General features: G+C 52.6%; 26 protein-coding genes and 1 tRNA gene. 11 read left to right on the top strand and 16 right to left on the bottom strand.

The window, feature by feature from the left end:
* Positions 1 to 50 precede the first annotated feature (50 nt).
* Positions 51 to 494 carry a CoA-binding protein gene (locus ABID47_RS01875; protein ID WP_076169901.1) on the bottom strand — a complete coding sequence of 148 codons (444 nt, stop codon included), beginning with the start codon at positions 492 to 494 and terminating at the stop codon, positions 51 to 53.
* 68 nt (positions 495 to 562) lie between these two features.
* Positions 563 to 1,855: a 3-phosphoshikimate 1-carboxyvinyltransferase gene (gene aroA / locus ABID47_RS01870; RefSeq protein WP_076169900.1), complete on the bottom strand. Its 1,293-nt coding sequence runs from the start codon at positions 1,853 to 1,855 to the stop codon at positions 563 to 565.
* 135 nt (positions 1,856 to 1,990) lie between these two features.
* On the opposite strand from aroA, the gene ABID47_RS01865 reads away from it, so the two are divergent.
* Entirely contained in the window at positions 1,991 to 2,293 is a 303-nt protein-coding gene (locus ABID47_RS01865) for a rhodanese-like domain-containing protein (protein ID WP_076169899.1), read from the top strand.
* Between the two features lie 260 nt (positions 2,294 to 2,553).
* On the opposite strand, the gene ABID47_RS01860 is transcribed toward ABID47_RS01865, so the two are convergent.
* On the bottom strand, positions 2,554 to 3,069 hold the full coding sequence (locus ABID47_RS01860) for a shikimate kinase (RefSeq protein ID WP_354494727.1): 516 nt from the start codon (positions 3,067 to 3,069) through the stop codon (positions 2,554 to 2,556).
* A 178-nt stretch (positions 3,070 to 3,247) separates the two neighbouring features.
* On the opposite strand from ABID47_RS01860, the gene ABID47_RS01855 reads away from it, so the two are divergent.
* Positions 3,248 to 3,583: a hypothetical protein gene (locus tag ABID47_RS01855; RefSeq protein WP_076169898.1), complete on the top strand. Its 336-nt coding sequence runs from the start codon at positions 3,248 to 3,250 to the stop codon at positions 3,581 to 3,583.
* Here the strand turns inward: ABID47_RS01855 and gndA are convergent.
* Together gndA and ABID47_RS01845 are read right to left on the bottom strand one after the other, a co-directional pair.
* Positions 3,574 to 4,986, bottom strand: coding sequence for an NADP-dependent phosphogluconate dehydrogenase (gene gndA / locus ABID47_RS01850; protein ID WP_076169897.1), 1,413 nt, complete (start codon positions 4,984 to 4,986; stop codon positions 3,574 to 3,576). The genes ABID47_RS01855 and gndA overlap by 10 nt on opposite strands.
* Positions 4,987 to 5,167: 181 nt before the next feature.
* Complete coding sequence (locus ABID47_RS01845; RefSeq protein WP_076169896.1) at positions 5,168 to 5,764, bottom strand: hypothetical protein; 597 nt, start codon at positions 5,762 to 5,764, stop codon at positions 5,168 to 5,170.
* Positions 5,765 to 6,070: 306 nt separating this feature from the next.
* On the opposite strand from ABID47_RS01845, the gene ABID47_RS01840 reads away from it, so the two are divergent.
* The gene (locus ABID47_RS01840) at positions 6,071 to 6,697 is read left to right on the top strand and encodes a YktB family protein (protein ID WP_354494726.1); all 627 of its coding nucleotides are present in this window, start codon (positions 6,071 to 6,073) and stop codon (positions 6,695 to 6,697) included.
* An 84-nt stretch (positions 6,698 to 6,781) separates the two neighbouring features.
* Here the strand turns inward: ABID47_RS01840 and ABID47_RS01835 are convergent, their stop codons facing one another.
* Positions 6,782 to 8,065 (bottom strand): MFS transporter, encoded by a 1,284-nt coding sequence (locus tag ABID47_RS01835; RefSeq protein WP_354494725.1) that lies wholly within the window; start codon positions 8,063 to 8,065, stop codon positions 6,782 to 6,784.
* Positions 8,066 to 8,245: 180 nt separating this feature from the next.
* Here ABID47_RS01835 and ABID47_RS01830 point away from each other — a divergent pair, with 180 nt between their 5' ends.
* Positions 8,246 to 9,721, top strand: coding sequence for an aminotransferase class I/II-fold pyridoxal phosphate-dependent enzyme (locus tag ABID47_RS01830; protein ID WP_145131773.1), 1,476 nt, complete (start codon positions 8,246 to 8,248; stop codon positions 9,719 to 9,721).
* Between the two features lie 101 nt (positions 9,722 to 9,822).
* Here ABID47_RS01830 and ABID47_RS01825 read toward each other — a convergent pair whose 3' ends face one another.
* The 3 genes from ABID47_RS01825 to ABID47_RS01815 all read right to left on the bottom strand — a co-directional run bounded on the left by ABID47_RS01825 (position 9,823) and on the right by ABID47_RS01815 (position 11,174).
* Positions 9,823 to 10,140 (bottom strand): DUF1292 domain-containing protein, encoded by a 318-nt coding sequence (locus ABID47_RS01825; protein ID WP_076169893.1) that lies wholly within the window; start codon positions 10,138 to 10,140, stop codon positions 9,823 to 9,825.
* A 94-nt stretch (positions 10,141 to 10,234) separates the two neighbouring features.
* The gene (locus tag ABID47_RS01820; protein WP_354494723.1) at positions 10,235 to 10,786 is read right to left on the bottom strand and encodes a copper amine oxidase; all 552 of its coding nucleotides are present in this window, start codon (positions 10,784 to 10,786) and stop codon (positions 10,235 to 10,237) included.
* 196 nt (positions 10,787 to 10,982) lie between these two features.
* On the bottom strand, positions 10,983 to 11,174 hold the full coding sequence (locus tag ABID47_RS01815; protein ID WP_105444558.1) for a hypothetical protein: 192 nt from the start codon (positions 11,172 to 11,174) through the stop codon (positions 10,983 to 10,985).
* Between the two features lie 132 nt (positions 11,175 to 11,306).
* Between ABID47_RS01815 and ABID47_RS01810 the strand changes: the two genes are divergently transcribed.
* Positions 11,307 to 12,044 carry an MBL fold metallo-hydrolase gene (locus ABID47_RS01810; RefSeq protein ID WP_354494722.1) on the top strand — a complete coding sequence of 246 codons (738 nt, stop codon included), beginning with the start codon at positions 11,307 to 11,309 and terminating at the stop codon, positions 12,042 to 12,044.
* A 106-nt stretch (positions 12,045 to 12,150) separates the two neighbouring features.
* On the opposite strand, the gene ABID47_RS01805 is transcribed toward ABID47_RS01810, so the two are convergent.
* From ABID47_RS01805 to ABID47_RS01795, 3 genes are all read right to left on the bottom strand, one after another.
* Positions 12,151 to 12,390, bottom strand: a complete 240-nt coding sequence (locus ABID47_RS01805; RefSeq protein WP_076169889.1) for a DUF3892 domain-containing protein — start codon at positions 12,388 to 12,390, stop codon at positions 12,151 to 12,153.
* Between the two features lie 90 nt (positions 12,391 to 12,480).
* A complete protein-coding gene (locus tag ABID47_RS01800; protein ID WP_116229567.1) occupies positions 12,481 to 12,924 on the bottom strand; it encodes a GNAT family N-acetyltransferase in 444 nt (147 codons plus the stop codon).
* A 388-nt stretch (positions 12,925 to 13,312) separates the two neighbouring features.
* Entirely contained in the window at positions 13,313 to 13,510 is a 198-nt protein-coding gene (locus ABID47_RS01795; RefSeq protein WP_354494720.1) for a hypothetical protein, read from the bottom strand.
* A 167-nt stretch (positions 13,511 to 13,677) separates the two neighbouring features.
* On the opposite strand from ABID47_RS01795, the gene ABID47_RS01790 reads away from it, so the two are divergent.
* Positions 13,678 to 13,750 (top strand) — tRNA-Val (locus tag ABID47_RS01790).
* Between the two features lie 95 nt (positions 13,751 to 13,845).
* On the opposite strand, the gene ABID47_RS01785 is transcribed toward ABID47_RS01790, so the two are convergent.
* The gene (locus ABID47_RS01785; protein WP_354494718.1) at positions 13,846 to 14,163 is read right to left on the bottom strand and encodes a hypothetical protein; all 318 of its coding nucleotides are present in this window, start codon (positions 14,161 to 14,163) and stop codon (positions 13,846 to 13,848) included.
* A gap of 174 nt (positions 14,164 to 14,337) precedes the next feature.
* Here ABID47_RS01785 and ABID47_RS01780 point away from each other — a divergent pair, with 174 nt between their 5' ends.
* From ABID47_RS01780 to ABID47_RS01770, 3 genes are all read left to right on the top strand, one after another.
* Entirely contained in the window at positions 14,338 to 14,517 is a 180-nt protein-coding gene (locus tag ABID47_RS01780; RefSeq protein WP_354494716.1) for a YjfB family protein, read from the top strand.
* Between the two features lie 202 nt (positions 14,518 to 14,719).
* Positions 14,720 to 14,914 (top strand): hypothetical protein, encoded by a 195-nt coding sequence (locus tag ABID47_RS01775; protein ID WP_089548166.1) that lies wholly within the window; start codon positions 14,720 to 14,722, stop codon positions 14,912 to 14,914.
* A gap of 169 nt (positions 14,915 to 15,083) precedes the next feature.
* Positions 15,084 to 15,257 (top strand): hypothetical protein, encoded by a 174-nt coding sequence (locus tag ABID47_RS01770; protein ID WP_354494715.1) that lies wholly within the window; start codon positions 15,084 to 15,086, stop codon positions 15,255 to 15,257.
* Between the two features lie 77 nt (positions 15,258 to 15,334).
* Here the strand turns inward: ABID47_RS01770 and ABID47_RS01765 are convergent, their stop codons facing one another.
* Positions 15,335 to 16,075 (bottom strand): glycerophosphodiester phosphodiesterase, encoded by a 741-nt coding sequence (locus ABID47_RS01765; protein WP_354494713.1) that lies wholly within the window; start codon positions 16,073 to 16,075, stop codon positions 15,335 to 15,337.
* A 173-nt stretch (positions 16,076 to 16,248) separates the two neighbouring features.
* Between ABID47_RS01765 and ABID47_RS01760 the strand changes: the two genes are divergently transcribed.
* A complete protein-coding gene (locus ABID47_RS01760; RefSeq protein ID WP_076169882.1) occupies positions 16,249 to 16,410 on the top strand; it encodes a mechanosensitive ion channel protein MscL in 162 nt (53 codons plus the stop codon).
* A 33-nt stretch (positions 16,411 to 16,443) separates the two neighbouring features.
* On the opposite strand, the gene ABID47_RS01755 is transcribed toward ABID47_RS01760, so the two are convergent.
* Entirely contained in the window at positions 16,444 to 16,935 is a 492-nt protein-coding gene (locus ABID47_RS01755) for a hypothetical protein (protein WP_354494712.1), read from the bottom strand.
* A 107-nt stretch (positions 16,936 to 17,042) separates the two neighbouring features.
* Positions 17,043 to 17,156 carry a sporulation protein YjcZ gene (locus ABID47_RS01750; RefSeq protein WP_084203873.1) on the bottom strand — a complete coding sequence of 38 codons (114 nt, stop codon included), beginning with the start codon at positions 17,154 to 17,156 and terminating at the stop codon, positions 17,043 to 17,045.
* A gap of 213 nt (positions 17,157 to 17,369) precedes the next feature.
* Here ABID47_RS01750 and ABID47_RS01745 point away from each other — a divergent pair, with 213 nt between their 5' ends.
* Positions 17,370 to 18,452, top strand: coding sequence for an AI-2E family transporter (locus tag ABID47_RS01745; protein WP_116229561.1), 1,083 nt, complete (start codon positions 17,370 to 17,372; stop codon positions 18,450 to 18,452).
* The last annotated feature ends 6 nt before the right edge of the window (positions 18,453 to 18,458 follow it).

Raw genomic sequence — 18,458 nt, 5'->3', positions numbered from 1 at the left:
CTGCAGATTGCTCTGCACGGCCCTGTCTTGCCTCATATTCAGTGAAGGCATTATCCGTTCTTTTGACCTGGACGGTTCGGCCGGGTTACGGAGTCCTCCACCTTGATGCAGCGGTCCATAATGACCCGCATGCCGTTCTCTTCGCCGATGCTGGCGGCTTCATCGTTGACAACGCCGAGCTGCAGCCACAGTACCCGCGCGCCGATGTCGGCAGCCTCCCTCGCCACGTCCGCGCAGTATTCGCTGCGCCGGAACACATCGACAATATCGACGGGTTCGGGAATGTCTTTCAGCGAGGCGTAGACGGTTTCGCCAAGGATGGTTCCCTGAACGGTCGGGTTCACGGGAATGATCCGGTAGCCGCGCTGCTGCATCGCTTCAGCAATCATATAAGAAGTGCGGTCCGGCTTGTCGGACAGGCCGACGACCGCAATGTTGCCGGCCTGCTCCAGAATTTCCTTGATTTCTTCCCGGGTCGGATTTTCAAATGACATCGTTCATCCCGCCTTTACTCTATTTTTCTTCAAGAATCGGATTTACCTGTACTTATATAACTTATGAGTTACTTTACCCATTCCACCTGGGCGCCAAGCGCCTTCATATGGTCGAAGAACTGCGGATACGATTTGGCGACGTGGTGCGCGTCCTTGATCCGCAGCGGCTGCTTGGAGCGCAGGCCGACGATGGTCAGCGCCATGATGACCCGGTGGTCGTAATGGGCGTTGATCTCTACGCCCCCCTCGACCCCTTCCGGCCGCCCGTGGACGATGATCTCCGCCTGGCGCTCCTCCACGTTGGCCCCGGCTTTGCGCAGCTCGGCCAGGTAATCGGTGATGCGGTCGCATTCCTTGTAGCGCAAATTTTCCACGTTATAGAAGCGGGAGGTTCCTTCCGCAAACACGGCGGCCGCCACCATGGCCAGCACGGCATCCGTGGCCGCGTCCCCGTCAAACTCGACGGCTTTAAGCTTCCCGTTGCCGCGGACATGGACTTCGTCGTTCTCATGCGTCAGGGGAGTCTGCATCATCTGAAGCACGTCGACAACCGCGCGCTCTCCCTGCTTGCTCTGCACCGGCAGGCGCTTGATCAGCACGTCCGATTCCGTGACCGCTGCCGCGGCCAGCACCGCCGCCGATCCGGGGTAGTCGCCCTGCACAGTATAGGTTTTCGCCTGGTAGGACTGGTTGCCGGGAACGCGGAAATGCGTGTAGTCGTCGCTGGCATGAATGACGATCCCTGCCTGCTCCAGCACTTCCAGCGTCTGACCGATGACGACTTTCGATTTCAGGTCGCCCGTCACCTCAATCTCGCTGTCCTCCGCCAGCAGCGGTGTCAGGAACAGCAGAGAGCTTAAGTACTGCGAGCTTACTTCGCCCGATACCGTAATTCGGCCGCCTTTCGCCTGCCCGCCACGAATCGTGATCGGCAGGCGTCCGTTGTTGTGCTCCACCTGCACGCCGATTTGCTCAAGCGCAGTGATCAGGTCGTCGTGCGGGCGCTTGCCCAGCGAGTCCGGATACGTATTGACGAACGTCACCTCCGGGCAGAGGGCGGCGGTCCCCATCAGGAAGCGCAGCACCGCGCCGGCGTTGCCGACGTTCAGCTCCTTGACGTCACGCGGATGCCTGCCGAAGCCGGTAATGACGGCCTTCTCGTCGTCTTCGACGAGCGTGGCGCCAAGGTCCTGGATACAGCGGCGCATTGCGTCGCTGTCCTCGCTGTGAGCCGGGAAGTATACCGTGCTTGTCCCTTCGGCCAGCGCCGCCACCAGCAGGTAGCGGGTCGTATAGTTTTTGGATGAGAGAGCTCCGATTTCCCCGCTCAGCCGGGGAGTCGGATGTACGATCATGTCCATGTGTAATCTCCTTTGCACTAGTCGGTAGTATGGCTCTTCCCGCGGGTCTGTCCGGATTGACAGCCGATTTACTGCTTGGTTATCATAGGTGATGAACAGTATGATTACAGTCGAAAAGAGGTTTTAACATTGTCAATGTTTCGTGAAATAGAGCCTTCTGAGGTGAGACGCCGCCTGCTTGCCGGCGAGTCCCTGCAGATGATCGACGTCCGTGAGGACGATGAAGTGGCCCAGGGCATGATCAGCGGCGCCAAGCATATCCCGCTGGGTGAAATCCCCGCCCGTCTGGACGAAATCCCGAGAGACGGCGAAGTCATCATGATCTGCCGCAGCGGCGGCCGCAGCATGCGCGCCTGCCAGTACCTGTCGCAGCACGGCATCGACTGCGTCAACATGGTCGGCGGCATGCTTCAATGGAACGAGGAAGAAGAAGAATAATTATCCCCACAAAGTGAAGCTTTCGCTTCGATGCTTATTCAGGTACTTTGCGGGGGGCCCCGAAAACATTATCCCCACAAAGGGAAGCTTTTGCTTCGATGCCTATTCAGGTACTTTGCGGGGGGCCCGAAAACATCATCCCCACAAAGGGAAGTTATGGCTTGGATGCCCTTCCGGTTGCTTAACCGGGCCGCAACCTAAGCTACTGAAGCAGCAGCTTGACCTCGGTCAGACTGCTGCTGTTTTTCACAGAGATAAGCTTAGACGCGGTAATGCGCTAAAATTGCACGCATGACTTCTTCCGCCGCAAGGCCCGACGTGTCCACCGTGCAGTGGGCAAAGCGATACGCGTCTCTCCGCTCCTCAAGCAGCGCTCTCACCCGCTCCTCCGCATTGCCCGCAAGCAGCGGCCGGTTCCGGTCCCCCTGGACCCTGGCAATAATATGCTCCGCATCTGCGGTGAGCGCTACGACGAGCCCCCCCTGCAGCATCAACTCGCAGTTGTCCGGGCGCAGCACCGCGCCGCCTCCCGTGGCGACGATCACTCCTTCTCCGGAGGCGAGCACCTGCCGCAGCGTCTCGTTCTCGAGCTCGCGGAAATGCGGCTCGCCATGCCGCTCGAAGATCTCCGGGATCGTCATGCCGGCCTTTTCCACGACGGCGGCATCCAGATCGATCAGCCGGAATCCGAGCTCCATAGCCAGCAGATCGCCGACGGTTGACTTGCCCGTGCCCATCATACCGATCAAGATAATATTTTGTTTAGTCCGGTTCAATAGAACACCCCTTTTTGCACTTGCTGCTGCCCATGCCGTTACTTGCTACATATCATAACACAGGCCAAAAACTTTCGACAATGCCGTCCTTCGCCTGCAAGTCTATTTGCAGGAACTCTATCATATACATACATCAACTTGATAACCAGTAGAATATGAGGAGTGGTCGAGAGGAGCCATGCATGATTCCCATAGCCCTTTACTTGGAGGCCCCAAACGGATAGAGCAAATCTTCGATCCCCAGCACATTTTGTGCCGGGACGATCTGCTCTGGGTGCTTCATTACGTCCAAAAAAAAGTGGCCCAGAAAGATCCAGCCCTGCTGGAGCTTCCCAAGCCACGTCTAATGCGCAATTTTCAATATTTCGGCGAGGCCGCCGTCCTCCTGCTCAGCCGGTCATCTGCCCAGGGGCTCGACAACGAAAGGATCCGCGTCTGCCTGCTGGAGGCAATGCACGGTCTTTTCCAGAGCGGAGAAAACGAAGCGGCTCCCCCAAGTAACGATTACTCCTGAATCCAGTTGTGATGGAAGACGCCTTCCTTGTCCACGCGCTTGAACGTGTGGGCTCCGAAGTAATCGCGCTGCGCCTGAAGCAGGTTCGCCGGAAGCCGCTCCGTGCGGTAGCTGTCGAAATATGCCAGGGCGCTGGCAAAGCCGGGAACCGGAACGCCTTGAGCCACGGCCGTCGCTACCGTCGTACGCCATGCTTCCTGGTAGTTCTCGATGATGTCCTTGAAGAACGGATCCAGAAGCAGGTTTTTCAGGCCCGGATCTTTCTCGTAGGCGTCGGTGATGTTCTGCAGGAAGCGGGAGCGGATGATGCAGCCGCCGCGCCAGATTTTCGCCAGGTTGCCGTACTGCAGATCCCAGCCGTACTCGTCGGAAGCGACGCGCAGCTGCGCGAAGCCTTGGGCGTAGGATACGATTTTACTTGCAAACAGCGCCTTGCGGACGTTCTCGATAAACTCGGCTTTGTCCCCTTGGAACGGTGCTTTTTTCGGGCCGTTCAATATTTTGCTCGCTTCTACGCGTTCTTCCTTCATCGCCGACAGGAAGCGGGAGAATACGGATTCCGTGATCATGGACAGCGGCACGCCCAAATCCAGGGAGCTTTGGCTTGTCCACTTGCCCGTGCCTTTTTGGCCGGCGGAGTCCAAAATAACGTCCACCATCGGTTTGCCCGTCTCCGGATCCTTTTGCGCGAAAATATCGGCCGTAATTTCGATCAGGTAGCTGTCGAGCTCTCCCTTGTTCCAGTCAGAGAAAATTTCATGCAGTTCTTCGGCGCTCAAATCCAGCGTGTCCTTAAGAAGCTGGTAAGCTTCGCAGATCAGCTGCATGTCGCCGTATTCGATTCCGTTATGCACCATTTTTACGTAATGTCCGGCACCGTCCGGTCCGATATATGTACAGCAAGGCTCCCCGTTCACTTTGGCCGAAATCGCCGTCAGAATCGGTTCTACCAGTTCGTAGGCGCTTCTTTGTCCCCCAGGCATAATGGAAGGTCCCTTCAGAGCTCCCTCTTCCCCGCCGGATACGCCTGTCCCGATAAAGCGCAGTCCTTTTGCTTCCAGCTCCGCGCTGCGGCGCTGTGTATCCGGGAAGTACGCGTTGCCTCCGTCGATGATGATGTCCCCTTCGTCCAAGTGAGGCACCAGCTGCTCGATCGTGGCGTCGGTCGCCTTGCCGGCTTGTACCATAATTAAAATTTTTCGCGGTGTTTCCAGCGAGTTCACAAATTCCTCAATCGAGAAAGTCCCCGTCAGATTTTTTCCTTCGGCTTCCTTCAAAAGATCATGCGTTTTTTCTGGAGAGCGGTTAAACACGGAAACGGTGAAGCCTCTGCTCTCAATGTTGAGTGCCAGATTTTTGCCCATGACAGCAAGGCCGATGACACCAATTTGTTGTTTCGACATATGTTTTTTCTCCATTCTTTGCGATTTTTTGATGAAAATTTTAGAACAAGCCTATTTTAACGTGTTTACGCGTGAAAGTGAAGTCTGGGTTCGGCAGTCAGCTGCCCGTGATAAAACACCCCGCAGCGCATCCGAGGTGTTTATGAACGATCTTCCATTCTATTGTCGTACAAAAGGTAATTTACCATTCAAGCATCATTAAATCCTTGGACAGGGCGGCGAGCTTCTCCTTGCTCTTCTCCGCTTTTTCGGCATCTCCAGCCTGCATCGCCTCGTACAGGCGCTCCAGCTCGTCATCCAGCTCAAGCCTCAGGAGCTGCAGGCGCAAGTCGCCCTCTTTGGAGAAATACATTTTGGAAATCTCCTGCTCCGTCATAAAAGGACCCTTCTGATACAGTACTTTTTGCTGATAGCCTGAAATTTCGACAAGCCGAATCACCTCGCCGAATAGAATGCTCTCGATCAGAATCTGGCGGTCCTTGAACCGTTTGACGATCGCGTGACCGCGGGTATCCTCGATCAGCTTCTCCATCCATTCCGCCAGCTTGGCGTCCCGGATCGTGTAATCCCCAACCATCTTATAACCGTTTTTCGTCCGGTTAAACCGCAGCTTGACGAGTTTGCGCCCCGTTCGGACGGAGATGATGAACAGGGTTTCGTTTTCGCTCCAGTACAACGAATAGCCGTCTTGAATCAAATCCTTGATCAGGTCCTGAATATGCCGCCGGTTAAACCGAAGCTCCAAATTGCAGTATTCCACTTCATAGCTCTTATTCACGGCACTCCCTCCTTCAAAATTGGACCGCCTTTGGCTGTTTCCTTCTCCCGCTTCTTAAGACCGGCGGGCTGGAATCGGCCGGTGATTCTTCAGCTTCGTTATCAAGCTGATGGCTTAACAGCTTTGCTATATTTTATACTTTATCCTATGTAACGGTAACTTGGTTTATTGACTATTTTTACCCGACAGGGCGCAGCATCAAACGGAAAAGACCGGCCGGAAGCCCTGCCAATTAAAGATCCGCCGCGGATTGTGGTATAATGGGACAAAAATTCAACACGCATTTGGATGGAGGAGGCAGCAAGAATGCCGTTTGCAGGATTTAACGCGCAGGATTTTGAAGTGTTTAATGTGGAGGGACTGGAGCCCCGGATGGAAGTGCTCATTGAGCGGGTTCGCCCCAAACTTGAAATATTAGGCAGCGAAATCGTCCCATTCCTGTCCGCGCTCTGCGGAGAGGAAATGTTTGTTCACGTTGCCAAGCATGCCCGACGGACGGTAAACCCGCCGAACGATACCTGGGTGGCTTGGGCGGCCAACAAACGCGGCTACAAAGCCCTCCCCCATTTTCAGGTGGGCATGTTCGGCACGCATCTGTTCATCATCTTTGCGATCATTTACGAGAGCACGAACAAGTCGGTATTCGCCGAGCATCTGGAAGGCAAGAAAGGAATCGCGGCTGTCAAAAAGCTCCCCAAAACGTTCTATTGGTCGATGGACCATATGGACCCCGGCTTTACCCCGCAGTCTGAAATGACGGCCGCAGACTTCGCCAAAATGGCGGACAAGCTGAAGAACGTCAAAAAATCCGAGGTGCTATGCGGACTCCGGATCGAAAAAGGGGACCCCGTGCTGGACGACGGAGACCAACTGGTGTCCGTCATTCATTCCACTTTTGAACAGCTGCTGCCGCTGTATAAAATGGCGTTCTAACCGCCGCTACGGTGCAGCCAAATATTAAAGGATAGAGCAGCCGGTACGCATAAGCGCGCTGGCACCCTATCCTTTTTTTGTTCGTTACGGCGCCTCTGCCCGCTTCTTGCGCGACAAAACGAGGTGGATCACAAACAGCACGGCCATGACGATGCTGCTGGCGACAAAAGGCACCGAATGCCCGAGACGATCCCAGAGCTGACCTGAAACGATCGGCCCGACAACCATGCCCGAGCCTTGGAGGGTAAGGAAAAATCCCCATACCGCTCCCCGCTCGCCTTTCGGAACATGCGTCGATACAAAGGTATTCCAGGCAGGCAGGATCATGGCATAGCTGATGCCCACCATACCTACGACGGCGAACACAACCGGCAGCGAGCGCACAGCCGAGAACATGATGAGGGAAATAGCCGCCAGCAGAAACCCGGCATTCAGGAAAGGGGCGGTTCCGAACCGGTCGACCAGCTTCCCGCATGGAATGATCGCCAGCACCGTAATGCCTCCGCCCGCGATCAGCAGCAGGCTGTACATGTTCGGAGACAGGTGCAGATCATTTTGAACGTACAGCGTGATCACCGGGCTGAGCAGCCCGATGACGAAGGATTGGAGAAACAGCGCCGGAAACACCAGCCAGCTGACCTTCAGGTTGTGCCTGATTTCGTACAGCGTCTTGCGGATGCTGGCAAAAAGATGATTTACCTTTCCGAGCAGCTGGGGAAGGAACCCACTCACAGCTTCCGTCCTGCTTTCCATCCCCTTCCCATTGGCCTTGACTCTTCCCGGGAGGAGCAATGCAACCAGAACTACGATGATGCAGCAGCCGATAAGGATAAAAAATAGCGTCTGATAGTTCTTGTTCGTACGGTCCATCAAAAAATTCATGACGATCGGTCCTGCGCCTGTTCCGCCCAGCGAAGCGATCTCGAGCATGCCGATCATTTGTCCGCTGCTGCCTCTCGGACCCGAAATGGCCGTCGTCCCGGTCATGGCGCAGGGCCACAGCGGCGAAGTGCCTACCCCAAGAATAAAACAGGCAAGCGACAGCCAGCCTGCGCCGGATAAGAAGGCGATCATGCCAACCGCGACGATGGTCAGCACCAGCGCCCCCGTCAGCGTTCTGCGGTACCCCAGCCGCTCGGCGATCCAGCCCGACGGGCTGCGGAACAAGTTATCACCGATATATTGAAGGGAAAAAGCGAGACCGATCGTATGGGCGCCGAGACCGAGCGAGTTTTTCATATAAACCGGCAAAATGGCCACCAGAAGCGACCCTTTCATAAATTCCACGAGAAATAGAATCGTCAGCAGCCCGATGAAAAAAGGCGAAATCAGCCGGCGGGCTGCCGCCGCTTCCGTTATTTGCGACACGCGTTTCACCACTTCCCTATTTTGGTTTGTGCGAATCCTCCCGACAGTATGGTCTATACTAATAGTGTACCCCATATGGGGACGAGATTTTCACAGGGTCAAAAAGCCGCTTGCATTCGCCCCCCGATTTGCTATACTGAGCTTTGTAATTTTAACAGATGAAAGGTTGTGACAGCATACATGGACCATAGCCGTACCCCTTTATTTACAGCACTCACACAGCACGCGGCAAAAAATCCCGTTCAGTTCCATATTCCCGGCCACAAGAAGGGAATGGGGACCGATACCGAATTCAGAGAATTTATCGGCGATAACGCCCTCTCAATAGATCTGATCAATATTGCCCCGCTGGACGACCTTCACCAGCCGACGGGCGTCATCGAGGAAGCCCAGATTCTGGCTGCTGACGCTTTCGGCGCCGATTACACGTATTTCAGCGTACAGGGAACCAGCGGCGCGATCATGACCATGATTCTGACGATGTGCTCTCCTGGCGACAAAATCATCGTTCCCCGGAATGTCCATAAGTCGGTCATGTCCGCGATTATTTTCTCCGGTGCCAAGCCCGTCTTCGTTTCGCCGGCCCGCGACGAAAATTTGGGGATCGACCACGGCATTACCGTCCGCTCCGTGCAGCGGGCCTTGGACCGTCATCCGGACACCAAGGCGGTTCTCGTCATTAATCCGACGTACTTCGGCGTCTCCGCCAATCTGAAGGAGATCGTGGACCTCGCCCACAGCCGGAATGTGCCCGTCCTCGTGGACGAAGCCCACGGCGTGCTGACCCATTTCCATCCGGAACTGCCGATGTCCGCTATGGATGCCGGAGCGGATATGGCCGCGACGAGCGTGCATAAGCTGGGCGGCTCCATGACGCAGAGCTCCGTGCTGAATCTGAACACGAAGAACGGCTATGTCAATCCGCAGCGCGTGCAAACGATCATCAGTATGCTGACCACGACGTCGACTTCCTACATTTTGCTCGCCTCGCTGGATACCTCCAGACGGAACCTGGCGCTGAACGGTTATGCCATGGCCCAAAGTGCCATCGATATGGCGCAGTCCGCCCGCAAGCAAATCAATGAAATTGAAGGTCTCTACTGCTTCGGCAAGGAAATTCTCGGCGGGGAAGCGACTTACGATTATGATCCGACCAAGCTGACCATCCATGTCCGCCACCTGGGCATCACCGGTTATGAGACCGAAAACTGGCTTCGCGAAAAGTATAATATCGAAGTCGAGCTGAGCGACATGTACAACATCCTGTGCCTGATTACGCCAGGGGATAACGAAGAGACCATCTCCATCCTGGTGAATGCGCTCCGCGAGCTGGCACAGACCTACTATAATGTAAACACAGCCAACGAGCTGGTTGTTAAAATTCCGGAAATTCCGCAGCTGTCCCTCATTCCAAGGGACGCCTTCTACGGGGATACGGAAGTCATTCCGTTCAAGGAATCGGCCGGACGCATCATAGCCGAGTTCATTTATGTGTATCCGCCGGGCATTCCGATCCTTCTTCCGGGAGAGGTCATCTCCCAAGACAATATCGACTACATCGTCGACCATGTGGACGTCGGACTGCCGGTAAAAGGACCGGAAGACCGGTATATCCAAAACGTCAAGGTCATTGTGGAAACCGATCCGATTTTTTAATACGCGCGGCTGTTTAGCGCCTGCACCAAAAAAAGAAACCCCCGGTCCCGCTTTCGCTGCGGTTCGGGGGTTTCTTGGTGTAGGGCTTGTGGCGAAATGGATTACTCCTGGTCCAACTGGGCAACCAGCTCGTTATAAGCGGCTTCCACTTTGTTCCATTCTTCTTCGTCTTCAATATTGTAAAGCATCATTTCCTCGTCCTCTTCCTCGACGCGAAGGATGATGCCGTCCGCTTCAGGATTCTCACGTTCCAGCAGCAGTGCATAAACGTTCTCGCCTACATCGAATGTTTCGACAAGAACCATTTCCACGTCTTTGCCGTTCTCATCTGTCAGCGTCAGAACAAATTCCTCATGCTCGTGATCATGGTCATGATCATGATTGCAGGCTTCGCCGTGTTCATGCTTGTGATCGCTCATTTTAACAAAAACCTCACTTATGGTTGGAATGGATCATACCACCGTATCGTATCACGTCCGCATGATCTGGTCAATTTATCCTCCTCGGGGGTTGTCAGTTCAGCGCAGTGATCACTTTTTGCGATACGAGGACGTAATCGCTGGTCTTAGTGGCCTTAATGTAGAACCCCACTTTATATTTGCCCGCGCTGCTGAAATCATACGTAAAATCGTAAGTCCGGAACCAGAAATTATCCTTCTGGCTGCCGCTCACGTCCTGAGACTGGATATCCTTGACCTTTCCCGAAGGATCCGTAATAGCCACCTTTACGCTAGCCACGTCGTCCGATAAACTGTCCACCTGGCAGAATACGTTAAATTTGAGCTTCCCTTTATTGACGTTACCGAAGATGGTATCTCCATTAAACAGAAATATATGTACGTTAGGCTTAATGAATTCAACCTTGTTCGTGTCTGAATTAAACTTTACGACCCCGTCAAACTCCCGGATCGGGACATAGGTTTTACCGTCGATGATATAACCGCCGTCCTGGATTTCCTTGCCGTTCATCCACACCCTGACTTTCTGGGTGATCGAATCCGCAAACACAGAACCCCCCATCAGGGAAAAGGCGAATACGCATACCATAACTTTCTTCCAATTCATCTTGTTCATTTCCCTCCATTTCCATCGTGATGTTGTATGTATATACGAAAAGTACAAACGCAAGTTGCGCTGTACATACGGACAAAACTCACATTTTTTCTCAAAAGTGAAGGAATTTTGTTCCAGAAACACAAAAAAAGCCCCACCTTGTGGGACTATAGCTCCAAATTTTTGGTTCAGTTCCTCATTTCTCTCCTTACTTCTTGGTTAAAATACAGGGCACCCCTTTGCCGACCGCACCCGGAACTCTCATCCGTGCCGCGTACGCCATTCCCCGGGCACAAGGCGTTTTACAGGCCTCGCATACGTCGGAGGTCACGAGCCTCATGCCTCGGATGACCTTTTCCCCTTTGGCTTGTGCCGGTTTTTTGCTTTTTCCCTTCGCCATGACAAAACCCCATTTCGCGCGTTTACAGCATATTATGGGGGGAGATGGAAATTGGGAACTGTGGTGTATAATGAAAGAAAAAAATACGAACGGCATGCTCGGCATGCCGCTCATTCACAGGAGGATCAACCGATGAGCTTGCAGCTTCAGATGCTGGGGACAGGCAGCGCTTTTGCCAAAAAGTATTTCAACAATAATGCCCTGCTCGGGGACGGGTCGTTCACTTTGCTGATCGATTGCGGAATTACGGCACCCCTCGCCCTTCACCAACTGGGCAAAACGTTTAACGACTTGGATGCCGTGCTGATCACCCATATTCATGGCGATCATGTCGGCGGCCTGGAGGAGCTTGCCTTCAAGATGAAATATGCGTATCGTCGCAAAATGAAGCTTTTTATCGCGGAAGCTTTGCGTGATGTGCTGTGGGAGCACACGCTGAAGGGCGGTCTGTCCCAACCCGGCGAGATCACCTGCCTCGAGGACGCCTTCGACGTACATACGCTTCAGCCGGGGGTTCCCTGCCGCCTGTCGGAGCAAATCGAGCTGGAGCTTATCCCGAACCGTCACATTCCGGGCAAAGACAGCTTTTCGCTCTATATTAACGGCCGGATCTTCTACAGCGCAGACATGACCTTCGACCCCGGGCTGCTGGACAAGCTCGTACGGGAACGCGGCTGTGATACGATCCTGCACGAGGTCCAGCTGGAAGGACCGGGCGAGGTGCATACGACGCTTAGCGAGCTGCTATCGCTGCCGGAGCCGGTTCAGCGTATGATCCGATTGATGCATTATGCGGATAATAAAGACGGATTTGTAGGAAAAACCGGAGAAATGACCTTCCTTGAGCAAGGGCACTTATATACGCTGTAACCCTTGCAGGTCGATGTGGATTACGGGTGAAAAAACACAGCCGGCTGCAGAAAGATGAATCTTCTCTGCAGCCGGCTGTTATTTTTGGAAGCATGACGATCGTCTTTTATTCAAAGGTAGGCAGGTTATCGAGATTATTCGACGGATCGCCGTCGGCGTCCCCGCGGATGTACATCTCGCCGTCACGGCCTTTAAAGACGTTTACTCCGGCAATGGCGCCCGCCTTTACTTCCTGCAGCGCCTGCTCGTAATCGAGCACCCGGCCCGACGACGTTTGAAAGGCCGTCAAGTCGCCGTCACCGTTCTTCTGTACTGCGATAAATTGTTCTCTTCCCGGGTTTCCCATCGATATCCACTCCTTAAGTTGTCATGATATATCAAGGTGACATATGGATATCGTTCCCTGAGAACATGGATTTATGCGAAGAAATGAAGCCTACAGTGTTTTCTTCATACGGACATGCGGAATGCCCGCGTCATCGAACGGCTCCTTGGAAATGACCTCGTAGCCTTGTTTTGCATAGAACTGTTCAGCTTGGCATTGAGCATCCAGGATGGAATAGGCCAGCCCCAGTTCCCTCGCCCGCTCTTCCATCGCCATCAGCAAAATGCGGCCGAACCCGTGGGTGCGGAACTCGCGGCGAACCGCGATTCGCTGCATCTTGGCGGTATCGCTGTTATAATAAATGATCCGGCCGGTGGCCACATACTGATCCTTGTCCTGAAGGAGGATATGATGAACATTTTCGCTGATCACATCGTATTCGTCGATCTCCAGGTCAGCGGGCACGTTTTGTTCCTTGACGAACACCTCCTGGCGGATGTCCAGCGCATGTTCCAGCTGCTCGGGAGTCGTCACGTATACTATTTCTGCAGGCATCGGTTACCCTCTCTTTCATGCAATCAATATAAAAAACACGGCTGAATCATTATACAAAAAAATGATTTTCCTGTATAGTTGACTCATGAGAGCTCTATGGAAGGGAGACCATGGATCGTTATGGGCATGACCATTGCGCTGATCGTCATTTTATCAGCCATCTTGATCTATTCATTTATTTATGTCATCCAAAAAGGGTATTCACGCAAATGGGATGAGGAATAAGAGAAACGTTTATCGACGAACACTCACGGAAGATAGACCGCGTTTTGCGGAAGTTTTCTTGTGATATAAGGAAACCGAATCTCCGATGCAATCTTTCTTATATCTAAAATAAAACAAGGGCCGGTGCAGTCGGAGCACGGGCCCTATGTCTTGTCCAGGGGAATCAGGGCGGCGTAATAGGGCCCTTGGAATACACATCCTCGCTGACCGATTTGCCGTAAACGTCCAGCATAATCGGTGAGTCGGCCATTGTTGAACCGGGCTTGATCGGCTCCTGCGCATCCGAAAACTCACCCGCGGGGGAGCATCCGGCAAGCAGCAGGCACAGCCCTGCCGTGAGCAGCCCGCCTTTGTTCGGCATACCGTGCCACTCCTTTTGTTTCGAAATATACTTTAGTTTTCGCCCGTTTGGATAGCTTCTAATCATGAGCGGCAAACAAATTGTGCATGCCATTCACCGTGAGCCAAATAAAATGATTGACAGCTAACTACGGCGCTGTTATTATATTAAATGTATCTGACTTGTACGATCTGCTAGCTCAGCTGGGAGAGCACCATCTTGACAGGGTGGGGGTCAGTGGTTCGAGCCCACTGCAGATCATCTATAGAAACCCTTGGAGCGTAAGGCTTCAAGGGTTTTTTGTTATTTTCACAATTAGCCGCAGAGTTTTGGCCCTGTCCCGTTAAGATAATCATCTATTTTGTTCTCACAGGGACCTCCGCCGTGTTTGCGAAGGAAACCGTTACATACGATATCTCAGGTTTCACATTTTCCAACAAAGGTGGGGTAACCAAATGGGTAAATTCTTTTTCCACGAACATGATCACCGTCGTCACTGTCATGTCCGCAGACCAAAACCAGTCATCCTCAAAAAAGAAATCAAGAAAACGATATTCGTCAAAGTCGACTGGGAACCTGTAATCAAAAAAGTCCACAAAGAAAAGCATGTTTCCTGCCATAAGATTCACAAACATCACCACCACTTCAAAAAACGCCACCATAAAAGATGCCACTGTCGCGATCACTTCGGTGGAGGAATGTATTAATTCCGGATTTTTCGGATGAAATCAGCATGACACCTCCCTGATCGCACGCCCGGGAACTTGGTTCCCGGGCGGCATCTATTTTATAAATCATACCGAAAATCCGATAACATAGATGTTACCCATTTTACATAGAGGAGGCTTATGATGGATATTCCTGCTTTATCGATGGCCATGAGCCAGTCCCGGCTGGCTCAAAATGTGAGCATTCAGGTGCTTAAAATCGCTAAGGATCAAGCCTCGCAGGACGGTCAATCCCTGGTCAAAATGCTGGATAGCAGCACCGTACCCCATTTGGGAAACCGTCTAGACATCCGGATTTAGCTGCTCGGTTTCTTTTCTGCCCCTCCAGACGGAGGGTTTTTTTATTTTTCAGCACATCCGTTCAAATTAAATTCATATTTTAGGTCCATATCCCCACCAATCAAACATCTGTTCTCTATCCAACAGACGAAAATTATCTTATGATAAAGATAGTTATTGATACAAAAGTCTTACCAGTATGTGGATACGGGAGAATAGTCTCATGGAAAAGGAAATTGAAATGGCGATCCGGCGCGGCCATCAATTATTCGTTCAAAATTTGGATGGTGAATCCATCACCGGCATCCCTGAGAAATCCGATGATCCGGGAACTTTAAAGATGCGGACGGTGTATGGCTCCATGTGGATTCCGCTGGATGAAGTCGGCCATCTGTCACGCCTCATTCATATTCGTTAATATTCGCTGCCCTGCTTGGGCGGCTTTATTTTTTTATATAACGATTAACCACCTTTCGGCTCGTAAGGTGCAGGAAAATGTGGTTCATCGGCGCTTGGAACGGTTTATCCTTACATATAAGGAACACACTATGGAAGTACCAACGATTCTATTGGAAGGACGTGTGGCGATGAATAAACCGAATGAAGAGGATCGTTTCCCCGGGGTCGACCCCATTCCGGATCCCGATCATGAAACGCCCTCATCCACGGACATGATTGAAGACGTGCTGGAAGAAGGGGCGCGGAAATTGAAGAAAGGTAAACATCCGTCGAACGGGGATTCAGCGGATCATCAAGGGTGACGCGTTCCCTCACTGTTCTGGAGACGTTTACGGGCACAAAATAACCCGATGCCGCCGTGGCATCGGGTTATCGTTGTTTAGGAGCGCACCGAAGCGCTCAGCAGCGCTGCCAGCTTATCGGGGTAGTCGGTGATGATCCCCGCTGCCCCTGCGGAGATAAGACGCTGCATTTCCTCTTCTTCGTTGACCGTCCATGGGTGGTATACCTTACCGGCCGCCTTTGCTCCCGCCACAAATTCAGGCAGCACCGCAAAATGGTAAGCGTGCAGGGCGTCAGCTTCAACGCTGCGGGCATACTCCCACGGCTCATACAGTCCCTCCATGTACAAAATGCCGGTGCGGATTTCAGGCGCGAGCTGCTTGCAGAGCCGCAGAGAATAGTGATTGAAGCTTGAGATGACGATCCGCTCGCTCAGGTTATAGCTTCTTACCATGTCGATGACCTTTTCCTCAAGCCCTGCATAAGGTACCTTCGTATTTTTCAACTCGATGTTGACGACGGTCCCGGTGCCCTGAACCAGCTCCAGCAGCTCTTCCAGCAGCGGAAGGCGCTCCTCCGCAAAATCGGGATGGAACCAGCTGCCGGCGTCCAGCTTCCTCAGCTCTTTCAGGTCATGATCTTTGACCCCCCCGCTCCCGTTTGTCGTCCGGGACAACGTTTCGTCGTGAATCAGGACAAGCCGGCCGTCCCGGGTTAACTGAACATCGGTTTCAATCCCTGTGGCACCAAGCTCCAAACTGCGGGCAAAAGCGGCCATCGTATTTTCCGGACATACCGCAGATGCGCCCCGGTGGGCAAAATTAATAATCGAATCCAACTTCTCTCAACCTCCCGACTGGTATTCTCGCAAACCTTACCAACTTATCGTACCCGTCTTATGTAATGCGAGTATAAACCGTAGAGTTTACAAACCGCTCCATCCAAATTGATTCCTCTCTGATGGTTGTATTTTATCATGGATTTATCCCGCATATAAGGAGGTATTCGTTCATGATCGTGTTTGACGTCATCGTCCACGGAGAAGTCAAAGAAACCATCCGGCCGGCCACCCAGCGGCTGCAGCATATCCTCGCCTACGTCACCGAAGAGGCCAAGATCCTCAGCAAAAAATACGGAACGGCCGTTAACTTAAGCCGGAGAATCATTTATTGACCGGAAGGGGATCGGTACTCGATCGCCTTTTTTTTATGTCGATACACGCTTTTCTTTTCTCGTCTCGACGCACCGATGGGCCTCAAGAACATGCTGCGCCTCGATGCTTCGCTCCTTACTGCATTCCACAATGACCATAAAATGCCCCTGAATCAGCAGCTTCTCATAGTTTTCTGCATCCCCTTCGGGGATGCCAATCCCCACCAGACTGACAATCAGCCCGTCGCTCTTCCCGCCGACTTCCGCCCCCCCAAGTTTGGCCGCTGCCGGTCCCGATGCCCAGGTGACTTGATCCCGCAGCGTCAGGCTGGAGGTTAAATCCCGGATTTCGCCGAACAACCCGCTGGTACCATGCCTGGACACGGGTTCTTTCAAGCCGGTATCCCGGCATACGATAGATAACTGTCTCTTGTCAAGGGCAAGCAGCGACACGTCCTTTTTGTCAAAATGACGCTCCCAAAGCGCGCTGACCGCCAGCGCCGTATCCTGTCTCGTCCGGAACAATGCGATCACGAGTTGGCTCATCCTCAATCCCTCCCAGGTTAAATGACTGTATGTAATTAGGTAAACTAACGCGGGCATAAAAAAACATCCCGGCAAGATGATCCGCCAGGATGCTCCTGTGTTCCTACTTAACAAAAACACGAACTCAGAATAATGACCAAGAGGATGAAAAGGACCAAGATCGCTCCCGTCGATTTGAAAACTCCGCCTGGATAACCAACGCCGCCTACGACTCCGCTCATAGGTTTGAACCTCCTTTTTCATGGGGTCAACCTATATTATGTAGTTCACCTGCGATTTGACTGTACGAATACCCGGATTGCCTCAAACGGTTACCGCTTCCAGAAGCGATGGCAGGAGCTCCCTGAATCATCCTTATGACATTTGGTTAATGGGTTGTAAAAGAGGAAACAGACCGTTACATAGGCTGGTCCATGAAGGCTGGGGGGATTTGATTGCTGCAGAGCAAATATTTTCGTACATGTCTGGGTATCATCGCGGCGCTTTTAATTATTTATTTGGGTGCCAAAGTAAAGTTTATTTTCAATCCGATCGTCCTGCTGTTCAAGCTGCTGCTGGTCCCGGTGATGCTGGCCGGTTTCATGTATTATTTGCTGAGGCCCATCGTGAATTACTTGGAAAAGCACCACTGGAAAAGGTCGCTTTCGATTTTGTCGATCTACCTCATGTTCGTTGGTCTGATCGCCCTGTTTTCGGTGCTGGTATGGCCAACGCTGCGCGAGCAGGTGATCACTTTTGCCGAAAACGCGCCTTATTTCGTGGAAGATTTGCAGAAGCAGTTTGAGGCTCTTCAGAAAAACAGCTTTTTCGCCAAGGCGCTGCCAAGCGAGTCGGAAATTTATGCCCGCGTGAGTGAATATCTCAACGGTCTAATTATGGCCGTAACGGATTCGATCTCCAATTTTATATCCGTCGTATCCAATGTCGTGGTCATTATTGCTACCGTTCCGATCGTGCTGTATTACATGCTGAAAGAAAGCAGCAAGCTTCCCCCTAAAATTTTGCATATCCTTCCGCGGAAATACCGGAAGGAAGGGAAAGAAGCGCTGCGGGAAATCGATACGGCGCTCAGCAACTTTATCGTCGGCAGGGTCGTGCTGAATCTCATTTTAGGCGTGCTGATGTACATCGGCTTCCTCATTATCGGGCTTCCGTACTCTCTCCTGCTCGCGCTGATCTCGATCGTCCTGAACCTGATTCCATACGTAGGTGCGATCATCGCTGCCATTCCGGTCGTTATCATCGGTTTTATCGATTCGCCTTCCGTTGCCGTATGGTCGCTCGTCGTGATCATCATCTCCCAGCAGATCCAGGATAATCTGCTGACGCCGATTATTTACGGCAAGCAGCTGGACATTCATCCGATGACGGCCATCGTCCTGCTGCTGATCGGCGGGGACGTATCCGGGATCGTCGGCGTCATTTTGGCCATTCCCGTCTATATGATCGCCAAGATCATTATCGTCCGGGGGTATGGGCTGTTTTTGGCGGAAAAGGTCGATGACATGAAAGAGTGAGAAAAA

This window comes from Paenibacillus favisporus, assembly GCF_040545415.1.
GTDB classification, from domain to species: domain Bacteria; phylum Bacillota; class Bacilli; order Paenibacillales; family Paenibacillaceae; genus Paenibacillus_AQ; species Paenibacillus_AQ favisporus.
Note: the sequence above shows the minus strand (reverse complement) of the source record. Positions and strands in the feature narration are given on the sequence as shown.